19 protein-coding genes are annotated in these 20,347 nt (G+C 63.9%); 5 read left to right on the top strand and 14 right to left on the bottom strand.

Annotated features, from left to right (window positions below):
- Nucleotides 1-176: 176 nt before the first annotated feature.
- Nucleotides 177-752, bottom strand: a complete 576-nt coding sequence (locus F4827_RS25070) for a helix-turn-helix domain-containing protein (RefSeq protein WP_183727847.1) — start codon at nt 750-752, stop codon at nt 177-179.
- Between the two features lie 341 nt (nt 753-1,093).
- On the opposite strand from F4827_RS25070, the gene F4827_RS25065 reads away from it, so the two are divergent.
- On the top strand, nt 1,094-2,596 hold the full coding sequence (locus F4827_RS25065) for a peptide MFS transporter (protein WP_183727845.1): 1,503 nt from the start codon (nt 1,094-1,096) through the stop codon (nt 2,594-2,596).
- Nucleotides 2,597-2,876: 280 nt separating this feature from the next.
- On the opposite strand, the gene F4827_RS25060 is transcribed toward F4827_RS25065, so the two are convergent.
- The 4 genes from F4827_RS25060 to F4827_RS25045 form a co-directional block, all read right to left on the bottom strand.
- Nucleotides 2,877-3,800 (bottom strand): LysR family transcriptional regulator, encoded by a 924-nt coding sequence (locus F4827_RS25060; RefSeq protein ID WP_183727843.1) that lies wholly within the window; start codon nt 3,798-3,800, stop codon nt 2,877-2,879.
- A gap of 130 nt (nt 3,801-3,930) precedes the next feature.
- Nucleotides 3,931-4,944: a zinc-binding alcohol dehydrogenase family protein gene (locus F4827_RS25055; RefSeq protein WP_183728037.1), complete on the bottom strand. Its 1,014-nt coding sequence runs from the start codon at nt 4,942-4,944 to the stop codon at nt 3,931-3,933.
- Nucleotides 4,945-5,060: 116 nt separating this feature from the next.
- Nucleotides 5,061-5,960: a LysR family transcriptional regulator gene (locus F4827_RS25050; protein ID WP_183727841.1), complete on the bottom strand. Its 900-nt coding sequence runs from the start codon at nt 5,958-5,960 to the stop codon at nt 5,061-5,063.
- 28 nt (nt 5,961-5,988) lie between these two features.
- Entirely contained in the window at nt 5,989-6,912 is a 924-nt protein-coding gene (locus tag F4827_RS25045) for a LysR family transcriptional regulator (RefSeq protein ID WP_183727839.1), read from the bottom strand.
- A 395-nt stretch (nt 6,913-7,307) separates the two neighbouring features.
- Between F4827_RS25045 and F4827_RS35530 the strand changes: the two genes are divergently transcribed.
- Nucleotides 7,308-7,442: a hypothetical protein gene (locus F4827_RS35530; RefSeq protein ID WP_260175395.1), complete on the top strand. Its 135-nt coding sequence runs from the start codon at nt 7,308-7,310 to the stop codon at nt 7,440-7,442.
- Between the two features lie 71 nt (nt 7,443-7,513).
- Entirely contained in the window at nt 7,514-7,981 is a 468-nt protein-coding gene (locus F4827_RS25040) for a YaiI/YqxD family protein (RefSeq protein WP_183727838.1), read from the top strand.
- A gap of 18 nt (nt 7,982-7,999) precedes the next feature.
- On the opposite strand, the gene F4827_RS25035 is transcribed toward F4827_RS25040, so the two are convergent.
- The 3 genes from F4827_RS25035 to F4827_RS25025 all read right to left on the bottom strand — a co-directional run bounded on the left by F4827_RS25035 (nt 8,000) and on the right by F4827_RS25025 (nt 13,318).
- Nucleotides 8,000-10,717, bottom strand: a complete 2,718-nt coding sequence (locus tag F4827_RS25035; RefSeq protein WP_183727837.1) for an MGH1-like glycoside hydrolase domain-containing protein — start codon at nt 10,715-10,717, stop codon at nt 8,000-8,002.
- A 54-nt stretch (nt 10,718-10,771) separates the two neighbouring features.
- Nucleotides 10,772-12,760, bottom strand: coding sequence for an amylo-alpha-1,6-glucosidase (locus F4827_RS25030; RefSeq protein WP_183727836.1), 1,989 nt, complete (start codon nt 12,758-12,760; stop codon nt 10,772-10,774).
- A gap of 159 nt (nt 12,761-12,919) precedes the next feature.
- Nucleotides 12,920-13,318: an FKBP-type peptidyl-prolyl cis-trans isomerase gene (locus F4827_RS25025; protein WP_183727835.1), complete on the bottom strand. Its 399-nt coding sequence runs from the start codon at nt 13,316-13,318 to the stop codon at nt 12,920-12,922.
- Between the two features lie 168 nt (nt 13,319-13,486).
- Here F4827_RS25025 and F4827_RS25020 point away from each other — a divergent pair, with 168 nt between their 5' ends.
- Nucleotides 13,487-13,933: a hypothetical protein gene (locus tag F4827_RS25020; RefSeq protein WP_409258851.1), complete on the top strand. Its 447-nt coding sequence runs from the start codon at nt 13,487-13,489 to the stop codon at nt 13,931-13,933.
- Here the strand turns inward: F4827_RS25020 and F4827_RS25015 are convergent.
- Nucleotides 13,927-15,600 carry an ankyrin repeat domain-containing protein gene (locus F4827_RS25015; RefSeq protein ID WP_183727832.1) on the bottom strand — a complete coding sequence of 558 codons (1,674 nt, stop codon included), beginning with the start codon at nt 15,598-15,600 and terminating at the stop codon, nt 13,927-13,929. The two genes, F4827_RS25020 and F4827_RS25015, sit on opposite strands and share 7 nt — an antisense overlap.
- Nucleotides 15,601-15,853: 253 nt before the next feature.
- Here F4827_RS25015 and F4827_RS25010 point away from each other — a divergent pair, with 253 nt between their 5' ends.
- On the top strand, nt 15,854-16,378 hold the full coding sequence (locus F4827_RS25010) for a hypothetical protein (protein ID WP_183727830.1): 525 nt from the start codon (nt 15,854-15,856) through the stop codon (nt 16,376-16,378).
- A 44-nt stretch (nt 16,379-16,422) separates the two neighbouring features.
- Here the strand turns inward: F4827_RS25010 and F4827_RS25005 are convergent, their stop codons facing one another.
- The 5 genes from F4827_RS25005 to F4827_RS24985 form a co-directional block, all read right to left on the bottom strand.
- Nucleotides 16,423-16,764 (bottom strand): high-potential iron-sulfur protein, encoded by a 342-nt coding sequence (locus tag F4827_RS25005; RefSeq protein ID WP_260175394.1) that lies wholly within the window; start codon nt 16,762-16,764, stop codon nt 16,423-16,425.
- 78 nt (nt 16,765-16,842) lie between these two features.
- Nucleotides 16,843-17,097, bottom strand: a complete 255-nt coding sequence (locus tag F4827_RS25000) for a hypothetical protein (protein WP_183727828.1) — start codon at nt 17,095-17,097, stop codon at nt 16,843-16,845.
- A gap of 110 nt (nt 17,098-17,207) precedes the next feature.
- A complete protein-coding gene (locus tag F4827_RS24995) occupies nt 17,208-17,924 on the bottom strand; it encodes an SRPBCC family protein (protein WP_183727826.1) in 717 nt (238 codons plus the stop codon).
- 295 nt (nt 17,925-18,219) lie between these two features.
- The gene (locus F4827_RS24990; RefSeq protein ID WP_311674292.1) at nt 18,220-19,170 is read right to left on the bottom strand and encodes a LysR substrate-binding domain-containing protein; all 951 of its coding nucleotides are present in this window, start codon (nt 19,168-19,170) and stop codon (nt 18,220-18,222) included.
- Nucleotides 19,170-20,321, bottom strand: a complete 1,152-nt coding sequence (locus F4827_RS24985) for a porin (protein ID WP_183727824.1) — start codon at nt 20,319-20,321, stop codon at nt 19,170-19,172. Before F4827_RS24985 ends, F4827_RS24990 begins: the two co-directional genes overlap by 1 nt.
- Nucleotides 20,322-20,347: the final 26 nt, after the last annotated feature.

The raw sequence follows: 20,347 nt of genomic DNA, 5'->3' as shown, positions 1-20,347 counted from the left end.
TGAGAGTACAACGGACGGAAATATCTTCAGCGTCACCCGTCAAATCATCCACCGGCGAACAACAGCAAGGAATCCTTATCGTACCTCAGCAGATCGCGGTGTGAAGCGTGTCTCTTGTATACGAAACCAGCAACCAGGAAGCAGCCGATATTGCGACTCACCCGGTACTTCCTCGATTAAAACAGCCGCGGCGTTCCTACCCAGACAACCACCGCTTCCTTGCTGCCGCTGTTGCTCCAGCTATGCGGCACCGTCGATTGATAATGCGCTGAATCTCCTGCCTGAAGCACGAATTCCTTGCCTTCCAGTTCCAGCGATAGTTCGCCGTCGATCACGTAGAGAAACTCCTCCCCCGCGTGCGTGGTGACTTCCGAGCGCTTCTTGCCGGTGGGCAGACGTACGAGGATCGATTCGAGCTGACGTCCCCCGGCCGTATTCGTGAGCCGGGCGAACAGATTCGCCGAATCCGCAAAGCCGAAAAATTCCAGCTGATCGCCGCGTTTGACCGAACGTTCCTCCGAGGGCGTGTCGACGAAATACTGCATCGTCACGCCCAACGCCCGCGCAATGCCCGCTAGCGAAGTCAGCGAAGGCGAGGCCAGGCCGCGCTCCACCTGGGACAGAAACGGCTTGGAGATGCCGGCCGCCGAAGCCGTCTGATCGAGCGTCTGGCCCAGTCGCTGGCGCAGTGCGCGAATCTTTTCGCCGAGCGCCAATGCGATCGGGCCCTGCTTTCCACTTGTAGAAACCATATCAGGAACGTAAATTATCGTCAAAATTTGTTTGATACAGATAAATCTGATTTGATAACCTTGCGGGTTGCCGGAATTTCACTTATATGAACCGGCACCAAAACTGTGCGTCAGCGAGATCCGCGCCGTCACTGTGATCGAAAGTCAGACAAAAATGAAATTGTAAACCTGGTGCCTGCGCGATCCGCAGACCAGCCACGGAGGAGATATGACATCAACGGGCGCCATAAGCGCCGTCCTTGCCAGCGGCATCACTCCCGGCGTGAGTGGGTGCCCGCTTCGCACGCGACCCGCGTGCCTTCGCCACTTTCGCAGTAAATGCGCAGCAAATTGAGGTCACAATGAATTCAACGGTTTCACGGACGAGGTCGTTCTCGACGGTCTTCCTGATCGAGATGTGGGAACGCTTCGGCTACTACGGCATGGCGGCGCTGCTCGTTCTTTTCATGGTCGAGCGGCTGGGTTTCAGCGAGGAGCATGCGACCCTCACCTGGGGCGCGTTCGCCGCACTGGTTTATGCATCGCCTTCGATTGGGGGCTGGATCGGCGACCGCGTGCTCGGCTCGCGCCGCTCGATGGTGCTGGGCGCCGCGATCCTGTTCGCGGGCTATTTGATGCTTGCCATGCCCAACGATCAACTGGGCCATATGTACGCGTCGCTTGGCGTGATCGTGGTGGGCAACGGCCTGTTCAAGTCGAACGCGGCCAACCTCGTGCGCCGCATCTATGAAGGTGACGAATCGCGCATCGACGCGGCGTTCACGATCTATTACATGGCGGTCAATATCGGCTCGACGGTGTCGATGCTGCTCACGCCCTGGATCAAGGATCAATGGGGCTGGCACGCCGCCTTCGCGGTCTGCTGCGGCGGCATGCTGCTGGGTATCGCCAACTTCTTCCTGATGAAGCGTACGCTCGCGCAGATCGGCTCGATGCCGGATGCGGAGCCGATCCAGTGGCGTCGTCTCGCGTGGGTGCTCGCGGGCGGCGTGGTGCTGGGCGTGGCCACCATGTTCGTGCTGCAGGACAAAAAGCTGGCCGTCACCTGCGTCTATACGGCGGGTGTGGCGATCCTCGCGATCTTCGGCTGGATGCTGATGACCTGCGAGCGCCAGGAGCGCGCGGGCCTCGTGGCCGCACTGATTCTCGTGCTGCAGGTGATCCTGTTCTTCGTGTTCTACCAGCAGATGTCGACGTCGCTCACGCTGTTCGCGGTGCATAACGTCGATCCGTCCTTCCGCCTGTTCGGCACCACGCTGTTCAGTTGGAGCGCCGCGCAATTCCAGGCGCTCAATCCCATCTGGATCATGGTCATGAGCCCGATCCTCGCGACGCTCTATTCGCGCCTCGCCAGCCGCGGCGGCGACGTGCCGGTTGCGGCCAAGTACGCGCTGGGCTTCGTCGTGGTGGCGGCGGGCTTCTTCGTCTATGCGCTGAGCGGTCGCTATGCCGTCGATGGCCGCGTGTCGTCGTGGTTCATGGTGGCGGGCTACGGCCTGTATTCGCTGGGCGAACTGCTCGTGAGCGGCCTGGGTCTCGCGATGATCGCGCGCTACGTGCCGGCTCGCATGAGCGGCTTCATGATGGGCGCGTACTTCGTGGCTACGGGCGTGTCGCAATACCTGGGCAGCGTGGTGGCCACGTTCGCGAAGATGCCGGAAGGCAATCTCTCGCCGCTCGAATCGCTGCCGCTGTACACGAAGCTGTTCGACGGTCTGGGCTGGCTCGCGGCTGCAGGCGCCCTGCTTGCCATCCTGCTGCTGCCGCTGATGGGCCGCCTCTCGCGCGCGCATCAGCAACAAAGCGAGCAAAACGCTGCAGAAGGCGAACTCGCGGCAAAGTAAGCATTGCATCAAGGCCGCGCGATACGTGTATCGCGGGCCTGGCTTCCCAAACGGGATCGTTGCTCACGCATCGATCCCGTTTTTGTTCGTGCGTTTCGTGCGCGGCACGGGCTAGAATCGGTGACACGCCTTTCTACGAGCAATTGCCGCCATGTCCGATAGCTTCGCCACCCTTCAAGCCGATGTCGCTGCGCCCGTCGCAAAACAACTCGACGCCTATGACGCACAGCACAGCCGCATGACTGCAGGTTCGTTGCACGCGCAATGATCTTTGAGCTGGCTAGGCAATCGCCGCGTTGTCGCTTGCCAGCAGCGGCGGCAAATGCTCGCCGACGAATTCAACCCACATGCGCACCTTCGCATCCAGATACTTGCGCGACGGATAGATCGCATAGATATTGCGCACGTCGAGCCGGTAAGTGGGCAGCACGCGCGTAAGACGCCCCAGCGCGTGTTCGCGTGCGAACGTCGAGGCGGGCAGCACGCCCACACCCATGCCGGATGCAATGGCTTCGGCCAGCGCCTCCGGCAGATTCACCGAGAAGGGCAGCTTCTGCGGCGAATAAATCTCCTCGCCCTGCTCGCTCTCGAACATCCACGATTCCGATTCGCCCGACGGCATCACGAGCTTCAGGCACGCATGCCGGTCGAGGTCGGCGAGCGCCTGCGGCGTGCCGTGTCGTTCGAGATAACCCGGCGACGCACACATCACGCTATAAAAGCTGCCGAGCGAACGCGAAATATAGTTCGACTCCTTCAGCGATTGCGCGAGCACGATGGAAATATCGAGCCCTTCATCGAGCAGATCGGGAATGCGCTGATGCAGCGTGAGTTCCACTTCGACGAGCGGCTGCCGCTCCATATAGCGCGACACCAGCGGCACCACGTAACGCGTGCCGAAGCCGCTCATCGAATGAATGCGCAAGCGCCCCGACGGCACCACCGTCGCGTTGCGGGCTTCGGATTCGGCCTGTTCGAGATCGTCAAGGATAAGGCGGCTGCGTGCGAGAAAGCGCTCGCCTGCTTCGGTGAGGAGGATCTTGCGCGTCGTGCGGTTGAAGAGGCGCGTCTGCAGATGCGCTTCGAGATCGGATACAGCACGCGAGGTATAGGCCGTGGTCGTGTTCAGCGTGTTGGCCGCGGCGGTAAAGTTACCCGCGTCCACGACACGTATAAAGACCCGCATGCTTTGGACGAGGTCCATGAATCACCGCCGGAATAATCGTTGCCTGGTATGAAAGATGGGAAAGGCTCATGCACGGCTGGCGCATGAGCCTTTCCCTATCCGTTGACGAAGCGAAGTATATCCCGGCGTCCCTGCGCCATTTGCGCAATCAGAAGCCTTCGAGCACGATCTTGCCGCGCGCGCGGTTGGTTTCGATCAGTTCGTGCGCACGGCGCAGATTCGCCGCGTTGATGCGGCCAAAGCGTTCGTTGAGCGTGGTCCGCAGCACGCCTTCGTCGATCAGGCGCGCAACGCGATCGAGCAGTTCATGCTGGCGAATCTGGTCCGCCGTGCCGAACATCGAGCGCGTGAACATGAACTCCCAGTGCAAGGAGACGGACTTGGTCTTGAGCTTGCGGAAGTCGACCAGCTCCGGATCGTCGATCAGGCCGAGCCGCCCTTGCGGTTTGATCGACGCCACGATTTCGTCGAAGTGATGATCGGTCTGGTTCAGGCTCGCGACATAGTCCACGCCTTCAAGGCCAATGCGCTTGAGCTCATGCGAAAGCGGCTTCGTATGATCGATCACGTGGTGAGCGCCCAGTTCAGTGACCCATTGCACCGTCTCGGGACGCGAGGCCGTGCCAATCACCGTGAGACCGGTCAGCTGCCGCGCAAGCTGCACGAGGATCGAACCGACCCCGCCCGCCGCGCCGATCACAAGCAGCGTCTGGCCGCTTGCCTCACGGCCCTGCGGCACCTGCAGGCGATCGAACAACAGTTCCCACGCCGTGATGGTCGTGAGCGGCAATGCCGCCGCCTGCGCGAAGTCCAGCGTCGCGGGCATCGTGCCGACGATGCGTTCGTCCACCACATGCAGTTCGCTGTTGGTGCCGGGACGCACGAGCGAGCCAGCATACCAGACCTTGTCGCCCGGCTTGAAGAGCGTCACATCGCGGCCGACCGCACGCACCACACCGCTCGCGTCCCAACCCAGCACTTTCGGCTGCCCGTCTGCGGGCGCCATGCGCGCGCGCACCTTCACGTCCACCGGATTGACCGACACGGCGTGCACCTCGACCAGCAGATCGTGGGCGCCCGGCGTCGGGTCGGGCAGGTCGAGATCGATCAACGATTCGGGATCCGTAATCGGCAGGCTGCGATGGTAGCCAATCGCTTTCATCATGCTTCTCCACTTGAGATCATTTAGGGGAGACATCATGAGCGAAATCGCGCGCGCGACCCAGAGGGCAGGCGCACAAGCAGTTTCAACGCAGGATTGAAAATGCGCGGGCCGACTCAGCCGAGATAGGCGGCAAAACGCTGCTGAAGGTAGTCACGCAATGCGCCGACGGTAGGCGAAAGCATCGCGCGGTGCGCGCAGACCAGATGCAGCGGCGCGTGTTCGGTGTCGAAGTGCGCCATCGCGGGTTCGAGCAGTCCGGCCTTGAGATCGGCGAGCACATCCAGACGCGACTTATAGGCGAGCCCCAGCCCGGCCAGCGCCCATTTGCGCACCAGTTCGCCGTCGTCGCTGCTGCGGTTGCCGTGCACGCTCACGACTATCGGTTCGTCGTCGCTGAAGAAGGTCCAGCGATCGTGCAGCGTGTCGCTCAGCGCGAAGCGCAGGCAGTTGTGGCGCGCCAGATCGGCGGGCGTCTGCGGCTTGCCGTGACGCGCGAAATACGCGGGCGTGGCGCACAGCACGCGGCGATTGTCGGGCACGAGCGGCAGCGCCACGAGGCTCGAATCCTCGGGCACGCCATAGCGGATCGCCAGCCCGATGGGCGCTCGGAACATATCCGCGATCTGATCGCCGATACGCACCTGCAACGACACCGCCGGATACCGGGTCTGAAAATCGTCGAGCCAGCCGTTCAGCAGATTGCGGCCCAGATCCGAGGGCATTGACAGCGATACCGTGCCGCCGATCATGTTGCGCCCGTAAGCGACGGCGTTGCGCCCCGCCTCCAGTTGCTCGATGGCATTGCGGGCAAACGCCAGGTAGCGCTCGCCGTCGGCGGTCAGACTCAGGCTGCGGGTCGAGCGCGCCAGCAGCCGCACGCCAAGTTCCGCTTCCAGCCGCTTGAGGCCCGCGCTCGCCACCGCGGGCGTGAGATCGAGCTGGCGCGCGGCAGCGGAAAGACTGCCGTTGGCGGCCGCCGAGACAAAAATCACGAGGTCTTCGAGTCGAATCATGGAGTCGCGTTGAGAGTGCGGGTTTGCTTCACGCCAGATACGGCTGCAATACTTCGGAAGCCTGATCGAATTTTTGTTCGAGGAAATCCAGCAATGTGCGCACGCGCGGCGCCATATAAGGCGTGCGCTGAAACAGCGCGTTCACGGGCGCATCCGGGCAGCGCCACTCGGGCAACAGCAGTTGCAGGCGTCCCTCCTGCAGATCGGCGCCAATGTCCCAGATCGACTTCATGACCACGCCGCGCCCTTCGATCGCCCATTCGCGCGCCAGTGCGCCGTCGTTGGTCTGGCGCGAGCGCTCGGGCGGCGCGGCGAACAATGCGGTCTGGGCGCCGTGCGTGAAGCGCCAGTTGTTCGATAGGCCCGCAGCCGAACCCAGCAGAATGAAATCGTGCTGATCGAGTTCGTCGGGATGGCGCGGCGTGCCGTGCGCCGCGAGATACGCGGGCGAGGCGCACAGCGCACGGCGATTATCGGCGAGACGTTTGGCGACCATCGCGCTATCGGCCGGCACCCCGAAGCGGATCGCCATATCGATATCGTCCTGCAACAGATGCGAAAGCGAATCGGAGAGCACCAGCGTGAGCGTGACCTGCGGGTGCCGCTCGTTGAATTCGTCGAGCCAGTGGCGCAGCACGGCGCGCCCGAAATCCGACGTTGCCGACACCCGCAACGCGCCGCTCACCGCCGCGCGGCCCGCCTGCAAAGCCGCGCGCGCGTCGTCAAGCGTTTGCAGCGCGTGCTGGCAGTGCGCGAGATAGACGCGGCCTTCGTCGGTCAGGCGCAGCCTGCGTGTCGAGCGCTCGAACAGTTGCGTGCGCAACACCCCTTCGAGCTTGACGAGCCGCGCACTGGCGGCCGCCGGCGACAGCCCGAGCTTGCGCCCCGCCGCCGAAAGGCTGCCCTGACTGGCCGCTTCGACGAACAGCCGTATGTCTCCGAGATTGTCCATGTTCCGCCGATGGAAGTGACTGGAAGCGCAGGCCGGGCCGATCCCGCCAGCTCGCGAGCGCCGCTGCGCGAAACCGGCATGTTACCGCGCCTGCCCGCTCACGATTGGGCCAGCGCTTGCCGCAAGCGCTCAAGCGCTCAAGCGCCGCAAGCTTGCGTAGCTGCGCCGGCAATCCCGCCGGGAACGCGCGCCAATCCGCAGGTGAACAAGGCCGTGGCCGATAACAGCGCGCCCGCAAGGGTGGGCTTGCCGCAGGACGTCGGCCCGGTTATCGCAGGACTGCTTCGGCTACGCTGCCATTTTCCTTGCAGGCAAGCGGATTGCTCTCGCTTTGCGCGGCCATGCAAATTCATGCAACCTCGAACCCGGCCGCCTCATTCAAGGGAGAATCCGCAATGAAAAAGCTGCTTCTGATCGCCGCTACGACGCTCGTTTCGCTCGCTGCCATCCAGCCGGCTTTCGCTTACGATCATCACCATTGCCACAAGGTAAGGGTGCATCATCATTGGGAGACCCGCTGCCATCATTGATTCGCGATCGGCGGGAACTGATGGTGGCGGCGTTTGCTATGATTGCTCTTTGATTTTCCGGAAGATTCCCCGTGCAGATCCTCGTCGACGCCGACGCTTGTCCGTCCGTCATCAAAGACATGTTGTTTCGGGCCGCGCGTCGCGTCGAGGTCTGCGTCACGCTGGTTGCCAATCAGTACCTGCGCACTCCGCCGTCGCCATTCATCAAGTCCATTCAGGTGCCGGCGGGCTTCGACGTCGCCGATAACCGCATCGTCGAACTCGCCGGATCCGGCGATCTGATCATCACCGCCGATATTCCGCTGGCCGCCGCCGTGCTGGAAAAAGGCGCGCACGCACTCGATCCGCGCGGTAACTGGTTCACGCCGGATACCATCAAGGAAAAGCTGACGATGCGCGACGTGATGGATCAATTGCGCAGCACAGGTATCGAAACGGGCGGCCCCGCGCCGTTCTCCACGCGCGACAGCAATACCTTCGCGAGCCAGCTCGACCGCTTTCTGGCGCGGCACGCGCAATCGCCTGGCAAGAAACCCTGAGCGCGATCATTGGCGGCGCTATGCCGCGCCGATCTCCGCTCCCACCGGCACATTGCCCGATGCGCTCATCGCGCGTGGCTGCAGCATCAGCGCAACCAGCGCAGTCCAGCCGGTCTGATGCGAAGCGCCAATGCCGCGCCCGTTATCGCCATGAAAATACTCGTGAAACAGCACGAGATCGCGGCAGCGCGGGTCGGCCTGCAACTGCGCATAGGCGCCCATTACCGGGCGCTCGTTCTTGCCGTCGAGCAGAAACAGCGTGGTCACGCGCCGCGCGAGTTCGTCGGCGATCTGTGCAAGCGAGCGTTTGCGGCCCGAGCCCGTGGGATATTCAACGAGGAAATCGTCGCCGTAATAGCGATGGAATTCGTATAACGATTCGATCAGCAGATAATTGACCGGCATCCAGATCGGCCCGCGCCAGTTTGAATTGCCGCCGAACACGCGCGAATCCGATTCACCCGGCAGATATTGCACGCCGAAATTGCAACCGTTGTAGCGATACACAAAGGGTTCGTCCAGATGCGCGCGCGAGAGCGCCCGTACGCCATGCGCGGACAGAAACTCGCTTTCGTCGAGCACACGTTTGAGCAGCGCCTTCATCCGATGCCCGCGCAATAGCGAGAGCAGCAGCGAATTGCCCTTGCCCGGCTGATTCCAGCGTGAAACCAGCCGCGCCAGATCGGGCCGGTGTTCGAGAAACCACACCAGGCGCTCGCGCAAACCGGGCAGGCCGCCATGGACCTGCTCTTCCAGCACGCGCACCGCAAAGAACGGAATCAGGCCGACGATCGAGCGCATGCGCAGCGGCTCGATGGTGCCGTCGGGCAGGCGCAATTTGTCGTAGAAGAATTCATCGACGCTATCCCACAGGCCCGTATCGCAGCCATCGTCGCAACTCACTGCGCCGGCGATATACAGGAAGTGCTCGAAGAACTTCACGCCGATATCGACGAACACGTGATTGTCGAACGCGAGTTCGAGCGCAATACGCATCAGATCGAGCGCATACGCGGCCATCCACGCGGTGCCGTCGGCCTGATCGAGACGCCCGCCGGTGGGCAGCGGCGACGAACGATCGAAGATGCCGACGTTATCCAGGCCGAGAAAGCCGCCCTGAAAAATATTGTGGCCGTCCGCATCCTTGCGGTTGACCCACCAGGAAAAATTCAGCAGCAGCTTGTGGAAGACGCGTTCGAGAAACTCGCGGTCGCCGTGGCCGGTGATGGCGCGATCGATCTCGTAGACGCGCCACGCGGCCCACGCATGTACCGGTGGATTCGCATCGCCGAAGGCCCATTCGTAGGCGGGAAGCTGACCGTTGGGATGCTGATAGCGGTCCTTCACCAGCAGCAACATCTGCTTCTTCGCGAACATCGGATCGATCAGCGCGAAGGCCACCGCCTGAAACGCCAGATCCCACGAGGCGTACCACGGGTATTCCCATTTGTCCGGCATCGAGAGAATGTCGGCGTTGCACAGATGCTGCCAGTCCGCGTTGCGCCCGTGCCAGCGCCCGGCAGGCGGCGTGGGCTGCAGCGGATCGCCCTGCATCCAGCGATGCACGTCGTACTCGTAGTACTGCTTGGACCACAGCAGGCCCGCGAGCGCCTGGCGCTGCACGAGACGCGCGTCGGCGCTTTCGATATCGCGCTGGAGCGCGGCGTAAAAGGCATCGGCTTCGGCGATACGGCGCGCAAACAAGGCGTCGATATCGAGCGCCGCCTCCTCCTTCGGTGCCGATACGGGCCGCCAGCGCAGCGTCACGACGGCGCGCGCATGCGCGGCGAGTTCGAGATGCACTCGCGCGGCCGCCCTGGTGCCCGCGTCGCGGCGGATCGCGTTTGCGTCGCCGTGCACGATGTAATCGTTGAAGCCGTCCTTGAACGGCCCCGCGCCCTGCATGCCAAAGAGACGCTGCACGTTGGTGTCGTTCTCGCAGAACAGCCACTCGACGCTCACGCCGTCCGTCGATTGCGCCGTGACGATCAGCGGCTCGTGGCGCTCGCTGTGCGCAAGCAGATGAGCGCCTTCAGCCGATGAAACGAACGTGAGCGATGGCTTGCCGGTGGCGGGCTTCCATGACCACGTATTGCGCGCCCAGATCTGCGGCAGCACGTCGATCGCCGCATGCCGTTCCGCGCGGTTTTCCACCGTAATGCGCATGACGATATCTTCGGGTGTGTGCTTCGCATACTCGATATGGACATCGAAATAATTTCCGTCATCGAATACACCGGTATCGAGAATTTCGTATTCGGGCACCGCCGTGCCGCGCCGCGCGTTTTCGTCGACCAGATCCTGATACGGAAACGCCGCGTGCGGATACTTGTAGAGCATGCGCATATACGAATGCGTCGGCGTGCCGTCGAGGTAGAAGTACAGTTCCTTGACATCCTCGCCGTGATTGCCCTGTTCGTTCGTGAGGCCGAACAGGCGCTCCTTGAGGATCGGATCGCGGCCATTCCACAGCGCCAGCGAAACGCACCAGACAAGCCGCTCATCGGCGAAACCGGCCAGACCATCCTCGCCCCAGCGATAGGCGCGCATGCGCGCGTGATCGTGGGGGAAGTAGTCCCAGGCGGTGCCATGCTCGCTGTAGTCCTCGCGCACCGTGCCCCACTGACGCTCGCTCAGGTAGGGTCCCCAGCGCTGCCAGCGGGCGTAGTCGCTCGAATAGAGGCGTTGGCCTTCGGCGGTCAGGTCGAGACCGGCGGCGCGCTGCAGCATGGGCATCCCCTTTTCATGGATCGGCGCGCGCACGCGCCGGGAGCCTCATGCTAGCGCGCTTTAACGATCGTCGGGCAGGCCAGGTTCGCCAAGCCGCGCGAGCACGCGCAGCAGTTCGCCCAGCGACCACGCCTGAAACGGCGTGCCACCGGGATGATGCGGTGCATCGCCATCGGCGACTTCGCTGATGTGATCAAGCCCCGCGCGGTCCAGATGCGCAAGCAGCGGCGCGACGAAGCGCGCGCAGGCGTTCGCACGTTGCGCTGCGTCATCGCCATGCACGCGCAGCCACGCGTCCACGAACGGACCCAGCAGCCACGGCCAGACGGTGCCCTGGTGATACGCGCCGTCGCGCTCGAGCACGCCCCCCGCGTAGCGGCCGCGATAGGCGGGGTCGGACGGCGCGAGCGAGCGCAATCCCAACGGCGTGAGCAGATGCGTTTCCACCTGCGCGAGCACCGCGCGCGCCGCCTCGCCCTTCAGCAGCGCGAACGGCAGGCCGCCCAGCGCGAAAATCTGGTTCGGGCGGATCGAGCCATCGACTTTGCCTTCGATATGATCCACGTCGATCACATCGAATAGCGCGCCCGTGGCCGGATCGACGAAACGCTGTGCGAACGCCGCGCTCGCGCGCGCTTCGAGCTCGCGCCAGCGGCTATTCCACGCGAGCGCGATGCGCAGCGCGTTGATCCACAGCGCCTGGATTTCAACCGGCTTGCCGATGCGCGGCGTGACGACCCAATCGCCCGCCTTCGCGTCCATCCACGTGAGTTGCACGCCCGGCACACCCGCACGCAGCAGGCCGTCGCGCGAATCGGCGGCGATACCGTAGCGCGTACCGCGCGCGTAGCCATCGAGAATCGCGTCGACGGCGTTTTGCAGTACGCACCGCGTTTGCGCCGGCACTGTCGCCGCCGCAAAGAAATCGTGCACGGCCACCACGAACCAGAGCGACGCGTCGACTGAGTTGTATTCGGGCGCGCCGCCTGCATCGGGGAAGCGGTTCGGCAACATGCCTTCGGAAACGGTCGAGGCCCATTCGAGCAGAATGGCGCCGGCGTCGTCGAGATCCTGCGTTTTGTCGCGGCCGTTCGCAAGCAGCAGACCGCGCAGGGCGATGAAGGTGTCACGGCCCCAGTCCGTGAACCACGGGTAGCCCGCGACAATGGTTCGGCCATCGCCGCGCGCGACAACGTAGGCATGGGCCGAACGTTGCAGTCGCGTGCCGCACGACGCGCGGCGCAAGGCTTCCAGAGCGGCCAGGCGCAGCGCGCGGCTGGCCGCGTCTTCGCCGCTGTGCGCCACGCCAGGCGCGGCTTGCGCGCGCAGCAGCAACACCGCCTCGCCTTTGGCGAGATCGAACGAGAACACGCCAGGCGTGGCGAGATCTTCGATTGCGTCGAGTCCGCGCTCCCGTTCGCGCGCATAGAAAAAATGGCGATACCAGTCTGGCGCGTGCGTATAGCTGCCGTTTGATTGCGCGACGATGGCGGGCAGATCGCCATAGGGCTGCCAGCGCACACGCTCGCCGTCGATCTGCGCATCGAAGGCGAATGCGGGGTTCTCGTGATGAAGCGCGTGATAGTCGCGGCCCGACAGCAGCGGGCGCACTTTCAGCGTCCCCGGCTTCAATGCGGCGGTTTCAGGCGGCGCTTCAAGACGCCAGCGCAGCACGGTTTCGCGGCTCGCCGTGGCCACGAATACCTCGGCGACAAGCGAGATTGAGTCGTCCAGCGCATAGCGCCAGGTCGGCCAGGGCGACGTATCGAAACTCGCGATGCGGTTCGCGGTATCGGCAGACAGCAGGTCGGGCGCATAGCGCTGCGCGGTGAGCGCGATCTTGCCGCCGTCGTGTTCGAGCCAGGCCTCGATGCCGTTGACGAGCACCACGCGGCCCGTGGGCGGCTGAGTCGCGGTGAGGAGTAGCGCGTGATAGCGGCGCGTGCGCGCGGTGCCGACGGTGCCGGATGCGAATCCGCCCGCGCCATCCGCTTCGAGCCATTCGTCGTCCAGGCGCGCTGCATCGATGGGAGGGGCAAGACGCGTCATCGGGTGGTCTCGCTGGGAGGTTGGCGGATGACGCCGAGTGTAATGGAGCGGCCGGCGGACCGCTCCGGGAAGCGCCTTGGCGCTTTCTCGCGCAGGCGCTTCCGGTCTACTTTGGCTGTACTGCGTGCGGCTGTACTACGGCCGTACTGCGATCGCGAATTACTGGCCGATGCCGAGCAGTTCGATTTCGAACGTGAGCGTGCTGTTCGGCGGGATCGGGCCGACTGCGCGGTCGCCGTAAGCCGTGTCGGCCGGGCAGGTCAGCCTGGCCTTGCCGCCCACCTTCATTTTCTGCACGCCTTGCGTCCAGCACGGAATCACGCGGTTGAGCGGGAAGCTCGCCGGGCCGCCATGCTCGGCCGAAGCGTCGAACTCGGTGCCGTCCGCGAGCGTGCCGCGATAGTTCACGCGCACGACATCGGTAGCGGCCGGCGACGCGCCAGTGCCTTGCTTGAGCGTTTCGACCACCACGCCCGAGGGCAGCTTTTCGACGGGGTTGGCGGCGAAGGCGCTCGATGCGACGGTCGCAGCGGCGATCAAGGCAATCAGGGATTTCATGCGAGGTCCTCGTTGAATAGAGCGTCGATTATATCGGCAGGGCTGTCTGGCTCCCCACATTGTGGCCCCGCAATTGATGGCCCCGCTTCCCGCCGCCGATTCGACGTGACGCGCAGGATTGGCGACAATGCTCCCCGCGCGCCAACGTCGGCGCACTATCTGGAAAGCATGATGAATCGACTGTTACAAAAACTGCTGCTCGCGGGATTGTCCGCCTGCGCATTCGCGGGCGCCGCTCACGCGCAGGTCAGCGCGCCGGGGCCGTTCAACACGCCCGCGGGCACGCTGCAGTTCGTGCGCGACGACCATGATTTCGTGGCCATGCTCAACCGCGACATGATCGACCGCTTCGACGCAAAGACGCTCACGCATTTCGACGAAACCGGCGGCCAGGGCGACCAGGTTGCGCGCGTGCTCGTGCAAAGCGCCAACGGCCCGGTGCTGTACGATCTGCGCCGCCAGCCGCCGCTCGTGGAGCATCTGCGCACCGACATGACCGTCAAGCGCGTGTTCTGGCAAGCCGACGAGGTCGTGATGCAAGGCCCCTCGGGCTGGTTCCGCTACAAGAACGGCACGCTCACGAAGCTGTCATCGTCGAAGTCGATTTATCACTGAGCGGCGCTGGCGGGCCCGCCAGATAGCAGCGCTTCGGTCACTTCCTCCGAAAACCGCATCGCACGACCTTCAATGAACACACGCCCGGGTTGCGCGGGATCGCGTTCGATGGCAGGCAAACCGTGCGCCCGCAGCGCTCGCGCGCAAGCCGGCCAGTCGGGCTGATCGAATCCCGTGGGTTCGTTGACGCTCGCCCACGACAACGTGCCGAGCGCATCGCCGCCGTAGCCATGCGCCTCGCGCCAGTTCGCGCCATGCGCGAGCAGGAAAGCCGTCAAGCCCGCATCGCCGCGAAATACAGCGTGATTAAGCGCCGAAGCGTCCCAGTCGCCGCCGCGCGCCTCGATCGGCCAGCCCAGTTCGACCATCAGCCGCACGGCGTCGTCCGATCCCCATGCGGCGGCATCGGGCAGCAGACGCAGCGGATCGCCGGACTCCGCCGCAAGCGAGCGCGGCAGTTCCGGATGCTGCGCCTGAATGCGGCGCGCCTCCTGCGCATCGGCGCGCGCGCAGGCCGCAACGAAGCGGTCCGCGTCGCTCAACGCGTCCTGCGCCCCCGCTGCGCGCAGACGCTGCGCCACATCGGTCAGGCCGGTGCGCATGGCAAGCCGATACGCGCTGACTCCCGCCGCGGTCTGCGCATGAGGATCCGCGCCCGCCTTCAGCAACGCATCGATATGACCCACCGGGCAGCGCACCGCAATCGCGCGCAGCAGCGGCGCGCCCCAAGATTGGGTCGGCCCGGCGCCCGCCGGTTCGTTAGGATCGCCGCCATACGCAAGCAGCCATTCAAGCGCCGACGGATCCGGCATATCGAGCGCGCGCCGCAGCGCGTTCGTGCCGCTCACCTGCGCGCCGCCATCAAGCAGCAAGCGCGTGCAGGCCGGGTTCTCCAGCGAGTGATAGAGCGATTCGCCGTCGTTGGGATTCGCACCCGCCGCCAGCAACATGGCCGTGAGCGCCGGATCGCGATTGACGCCCGCCGCGCCGTACAGGGCGCTCAGCGGCCCGCTTTCGTCAGGTGAGGCGAGCGACGCGGGCGGAAAGCGGTTGTAGATGGACTGATCCGGATCGGCGCCTGCATCGAGCAGCACGCGCACGCAATCGCGCAAGCGGGCGGCGTATTGCGGAATCTGCCCGAGCCGGGAATGCGTGACGGCCACCAGCGGCGGCAGCGCGAGCGGGCCGCCCGCGCGGTTGATCCAGCCAGGTTCGGCGTCGACGGCACGCCGCACGGCTTCGACATGCCCCGCCGCCAAGGCCACCCAGACATCGGCGAAAACCAGCTCTGGATGATCGTCCAGCAGTTGGGCCGCTACGCGCGGGCGTGCCGCGTCGTAGTTGCCGGTCACGTCGCCGCCATAGGCGAGATCGAGCCAGCGTCGAGTCAGCGTTGACGGCGTCTGCTGCGCCACGGCGCGCGCTTCCACGACAGCGATGAGATCCGCCCAAGAATTGAAGCCGTATTCGCGCGCGATGCAGGACTGCGCGTCGTGCAGGCGCAATTGCAGCGCGATCACTTCGGCGGGGCTGCGATGGGCGGCGGCGGGGAGCGCCGCGATGAAGCGCGCGAGCGCCTGCGAGTCGCCGTTGCGGTACAGGCGCAAGAGTTCCTTGGCTTGCTTTTTCAGATGATCGGGATGAGCCCTGGGAGGCAATGTTTGCATGACATCCTCGTGCAGTCTTGCCGAAGGTCCGCAATACCGGCAGCACTAAGGATGGTGAAATCCTGGCCTGAAGGCGACAGGTGGGTTCAACCCTTTCCGCGGACCCGGAAGCGGCCTGCACCGCTTGAGCCACGAGCGTACGGGAGGCCCAATCGAGCCGTCAAGCTCATGCGCAGGCGGCGCAGGGAAAGAGAAAGGGAACGGCGCATAAACCGTATATACTGTTTTTTCGTTTTACATTCGAGAATCCAGCATGACCACCGTAATCGCCCGCAAGCCGACGAAGAAAGCGTTTCACTTCCCCACCTCCGGGGACGCGAAGCGCGCGCAACGTAAGGCCGCTGCGAAGACCGAAGCCGCTGAGGTCGCCATTCAGGCCAAAGCGTCCGGGGAGCCGAAGGAACCCAAGGCTCAGGCTGACGTCGGTGCATCGACGAAACCCGTGAAGGCAGACAAGGCGCCCAAGCCTGTAAAGGCCGCGAAGAAGGCCGCCAAAACCGCGAAGACGCCGCGCGTGCGCGAATTGGCCGCCAAACCCAAGGGCAAGCCGGCGAAGAAAGAGAAGGTCATTCGCGACAGCTTCACGATGCCCAAGGCCGATCACGAGCGCATCGCGGCGCTCAAGCGCAAATGCCTCGAAGCGGGTATCAGCGTGAAGAAGAGCGAACTGCTGCGCGCCGGTATCCAGTTGCTGGACTCGGCTTCGTCCAGGCGTCTGCTGGCCGCGATTTCGGCGCTTGAGACCGTCAAGACCGGGCGTCCAGCCAAGGGCGAATAAAAGCGTTTGAGGGCCGTGGCGGCGGCTTGCCGCCGTGCGCGGCCTCACATGGTGCTGAACGAACTGCACCATCCCGCTGCGGCCACCCGTTTGCCGCTGAACAGCAAACAATCCCCCCATTGGTCGTCCGAACCCGCCTGAAACAGCGAACAGTTGCGGCAGTCCTGGCCCGGCTTATAGCCAGGAAATTGTTTGGGGTCGACGGTGGTGGCAACGGCCTTGTAGCCCAGACGGCGCGCCTGAACGTCGGACTCGGCCAAGGTGGGCTCGTCGGCCAGGGTCTCGCCGGTCAGCGTCAGCGAAGCAGCCGAACACAGACTCAGAACCAGAAACTTTCGACGCGAAGTATTCATCGTGGGGAAGACACTTTGGAGAGGGTTGAGCATGCGCCGTGACGCAGTGCGGCGCGACGCGCATATCCCGTAGTGTCTCAGGGTCCCTGGCTTTATGCAGCGTGACGCGCCTTAGCCCGTCGCGCCCGCACCGTATAAATCGTTGTCGTCGCCTCGCGCGGCTTCCTGGGTGTACATCGCCAGCACGCGGCCAACGTCGCGCACGAACTCCTCCATGGTCTCGATGCATGCGGGATCGTCCGGGGCGTAGTCTTCGGGGTTCCGCTTGCCCTGGGCGCGCCGGATCGCACGGATGCTGGCCTCAAGCGCGCGTGCCTCGGCCCAGATCGGGTCGTTTTCGGGAAGTTTGGGTTGTTCGTGCGCCATGGCTGCATTTTCGGCAGGCTGCGAACAAACTTTAGGAGTAGGGCTTCAGGTTTCCGAACGTCGCACTGACTGTTTTTATGGCAGGATCCGCGACCCTTTTTTAGCCAGCCCTATGTTTTCTCCCGCCAGGCCATGTGCCCGACATGCTCCTCCAGCTTGCGCGCATACCAGTTCATGAAGTGCGTGAGCATGAACTCCGAAGGCGCATGAGGCCCCGGCGTATAGGCCCGGGAATTCACGCCGCGCTGGTTATGCGCCACCAGTGTGGCGTCCTGTGCATTGGTGGCACGCCAGACTTCGGTCAGCGATGCAATGTCGTAGTCCACGCCTTCAACGGCATCCTCATGCACGAGCCAGGTGGTCTTGAGCGCGGTCTGCGTCGCCGAAATCGGCAATACGCGAAAATGAATGATGTGGTCCGAGAGAAAATGATTCCAGTTGTTCGGAACCCTGAACATTCTCACCGATCCCAGATCGCGCTCTGTGAAATCGCCAAGCAACTTGTTGCACGCTGGCCGGCCATCCGGGGTGAACGACACCGCGCCGCGATGAAACGGCAAGCGGATACAGCGGAACTCCGTGCCGCCATCGGCCGGTTGGTGCGGCAGGTTCAGGCTGTCCCACAGCGCGGTCTTTTCCTGCATCAGCAACTGGAAATCGCGGTTCGCGCGCGGATCGTCGGGCAAGGCGAATTCGATCAGCGTGGCCAGCAGCTCCGGATGATGCGGCGCGATATAGGGCGTGACGGCCGCCTTGAAGCGCGCGATATCGGGCGGTGTATCGGCGATGCAGAGATAGACCATGCCGCAGATCACTTCGACATGCACCGGACGCAGGCCATGTGCCCTGCTTGCCGCGCAACACGACCACCGACGTTTCGCCAATCGCGAGCGTGATGTAGTCGCCCTCGTGCGGGATTTCCGCGACGTTGCAGGCGAAAAGCCATTCGTTCGAGAACACCGCGTCGATATCGAGCTCGTGGAACGCGGCATCGGTGTAGAAGGGGCGTTCGAGGCTGTAGCCTTCGCGGCGCGCGGCAAGCAGGCTGCGCAGATGGGCGGGATCGATCACGTGGGTTTCCGGTTCCGTGTTGCTTCCTGTTTCGTGGTGCTATTACCTGGATTACCCGGCTTCATGCAAGGGTTCGGGCTTACGCGTTTCGCCGACTCCCGCCTGCGCGAATGCCTCGGCAAGAAACTCCACGCAGGCCTTGACCCTCGCCGATTGCGCAAGACGCTCGGGGAACACGGCCCACACATTGGCTGGCTGCGTGACGTCGGGCAGCACACGCACCAGCCGTCCTGCGTCCAGCAGCGGCTGCACGTCCCAGATCGAACGCAGCACGATGCCGCGCCCAGCCAGCGCCCATTGCACCGCTGCTTCGCCGTGATTGGTCGAGAGCGGCCCGGTCACCTTCACGCAGACAGATTCGCCGCCCGCATCGAGACGCCACACGCCAAACGGGTGATCACGCTCCTTGATCGCGAGACACGCGTGCGAATCGAGATCGGCAATCGTGCGCGGCGCGCCGTGCAGCGAAAGATACGCAGGCGAAGCACACAACACGCGGTAATTGTTGGCCAAACGCTTCGCAATCAGATGCCCGGCGATCTCGTCGCCGATACGCACGTCCAGATCGAAGCCCTCGCCCGCTACGTCCACCACGCGGTCGAACAGATCGAGCCGCACGTTCAGTTGCGGATAGCGGTCCGACAAGGCCGCGAGTGCGGGCGCGACGAACTTGCGCCCAAAGCCGAAGCTGCTGGACACGCGCAAGGTGCCGCGCGGCACGCGCTGCGTGAGAGAGACGTCTTCGACCAGTTGATCGACGTCATCGAGGATTTTCTCGGCCCACGCGAGCACGCGCTCGCCCGCCGCCGTGATGGCGACACGGCGCGTCGAGCGATGCAACAGACGCGTGCCCAGGCTCGCTTCGAGCACGCCCACGCGCTTGCTCACATAAGCGGCCGAAGCGTTGAGCGCCTCGGCCGCGCCGCTGAAGCTCGACTGACGCGCGACCGTGCAGAACACGCGCAGATCGTCCAGTTCGGGAGTGCCAGGCAGTTTGAGCATCAGAACGAATGGCGCATGCCGATACGCACATCGGCCTGGGTGGTGGTGGTGGACGGCGTGAAGCTATAGCCGATCACGGCATCGACGCCCTGCGACGCCTTCAGCCAGTCACCGGAAAGATAGACATCCGTGCGCTTGGACAGCAGATAGTGCACGCCCGCCGAGAGCATGTTCCAGTGATGCGCATCGAAGTGCGTGTACTGGTAGCCACCCACCACGCTCAAGGCCGGCGTGACCTGCCAGTTCGCGCCGCCCTCGCCCACCTGCATATGCTGGCTCTGACCCAAGGCCTTGATCTGCGTGTAGGTGAAGTCGCCCATCAGCGTGACGTTGCCGATGGCGTAGCTCGCGCCCACGCCGAACGCGCCCTGCTTGTCCACCGGGAACGGCGTATTCGCGTACAGGTCGTTGATGGCGCCCGTGCCCGGACCGACGCTCGCGCTCGGCTGCCCGAAGAACGAATGCACGCCGATCATCGCGTAGGGATCGAACGCGTATTGGCCCGACGGGCTATTCAGCTGCGTATAAGCCGTGCCCATCGCAAACGCGCCGCGCTGATACTGCGCGCCCACGCTCCATGCGCTGCCGTTATGGAAGCTGCCCGGCGTATTGCTGAACGAATACATGCCGCCGAATTGGAAGCCGCCGTAGGTGTTCGACATGAATTTCACGGCGTTGGGCAAGTGATCGCCATTCATGCGGTCGAAGTCGCCCTGATTGATGGCGTAGCCGCTGGCCCACGCGGAGACGTTGTACAGATAGACCATCTCCTGCGTCATGTCGATCTGGTTGCCAAAGGTGAGCGTGCCCCAGTCGCTCTGCAGTCCCACGTAGGCCGCGCGACCGAACAGCGAACCATTATTGGAAATCTGGCCATTGCCCAGGTGAAAGCCGCTTTCCAGCTTGAAAATGGCTTTCAGGCCGCCGCCCAGGTCTTCGCTGCCCTTGACGCCCCAACGGTTTGCGTAGGAAACGCCGTCGTCGAATTTCACCTGATGCGCACCGCCCGCATTGCTCACGTAGGTCACGCCCGCATCGAGCACGCCGTAAAACGTCACGCTGCTTTGCGCGCTGGCGGCAACCGGCATGGCGGCCAGCGTCAGCACGGCGGCATGCAGCACGCTCGTGCGCAGTCTCTTGATCGAATTCATGTCGCTATCTTGTGGTTGTTATGGCG

Source organism: Paraburkholderia bannensis (assembly GCF_014200455.1).
GTDB classification, from domain to species: domain Bacteria; phylum Pseudomonadota; class Gammaproteobacteria; order Burkholderiales; family Burkholderiaceae; genus Paraburkholderia; species Paraburkholderia bannensis_A.
This window is presented reverse-complemented; position numbering and strand designations above follow the sequence as displayed.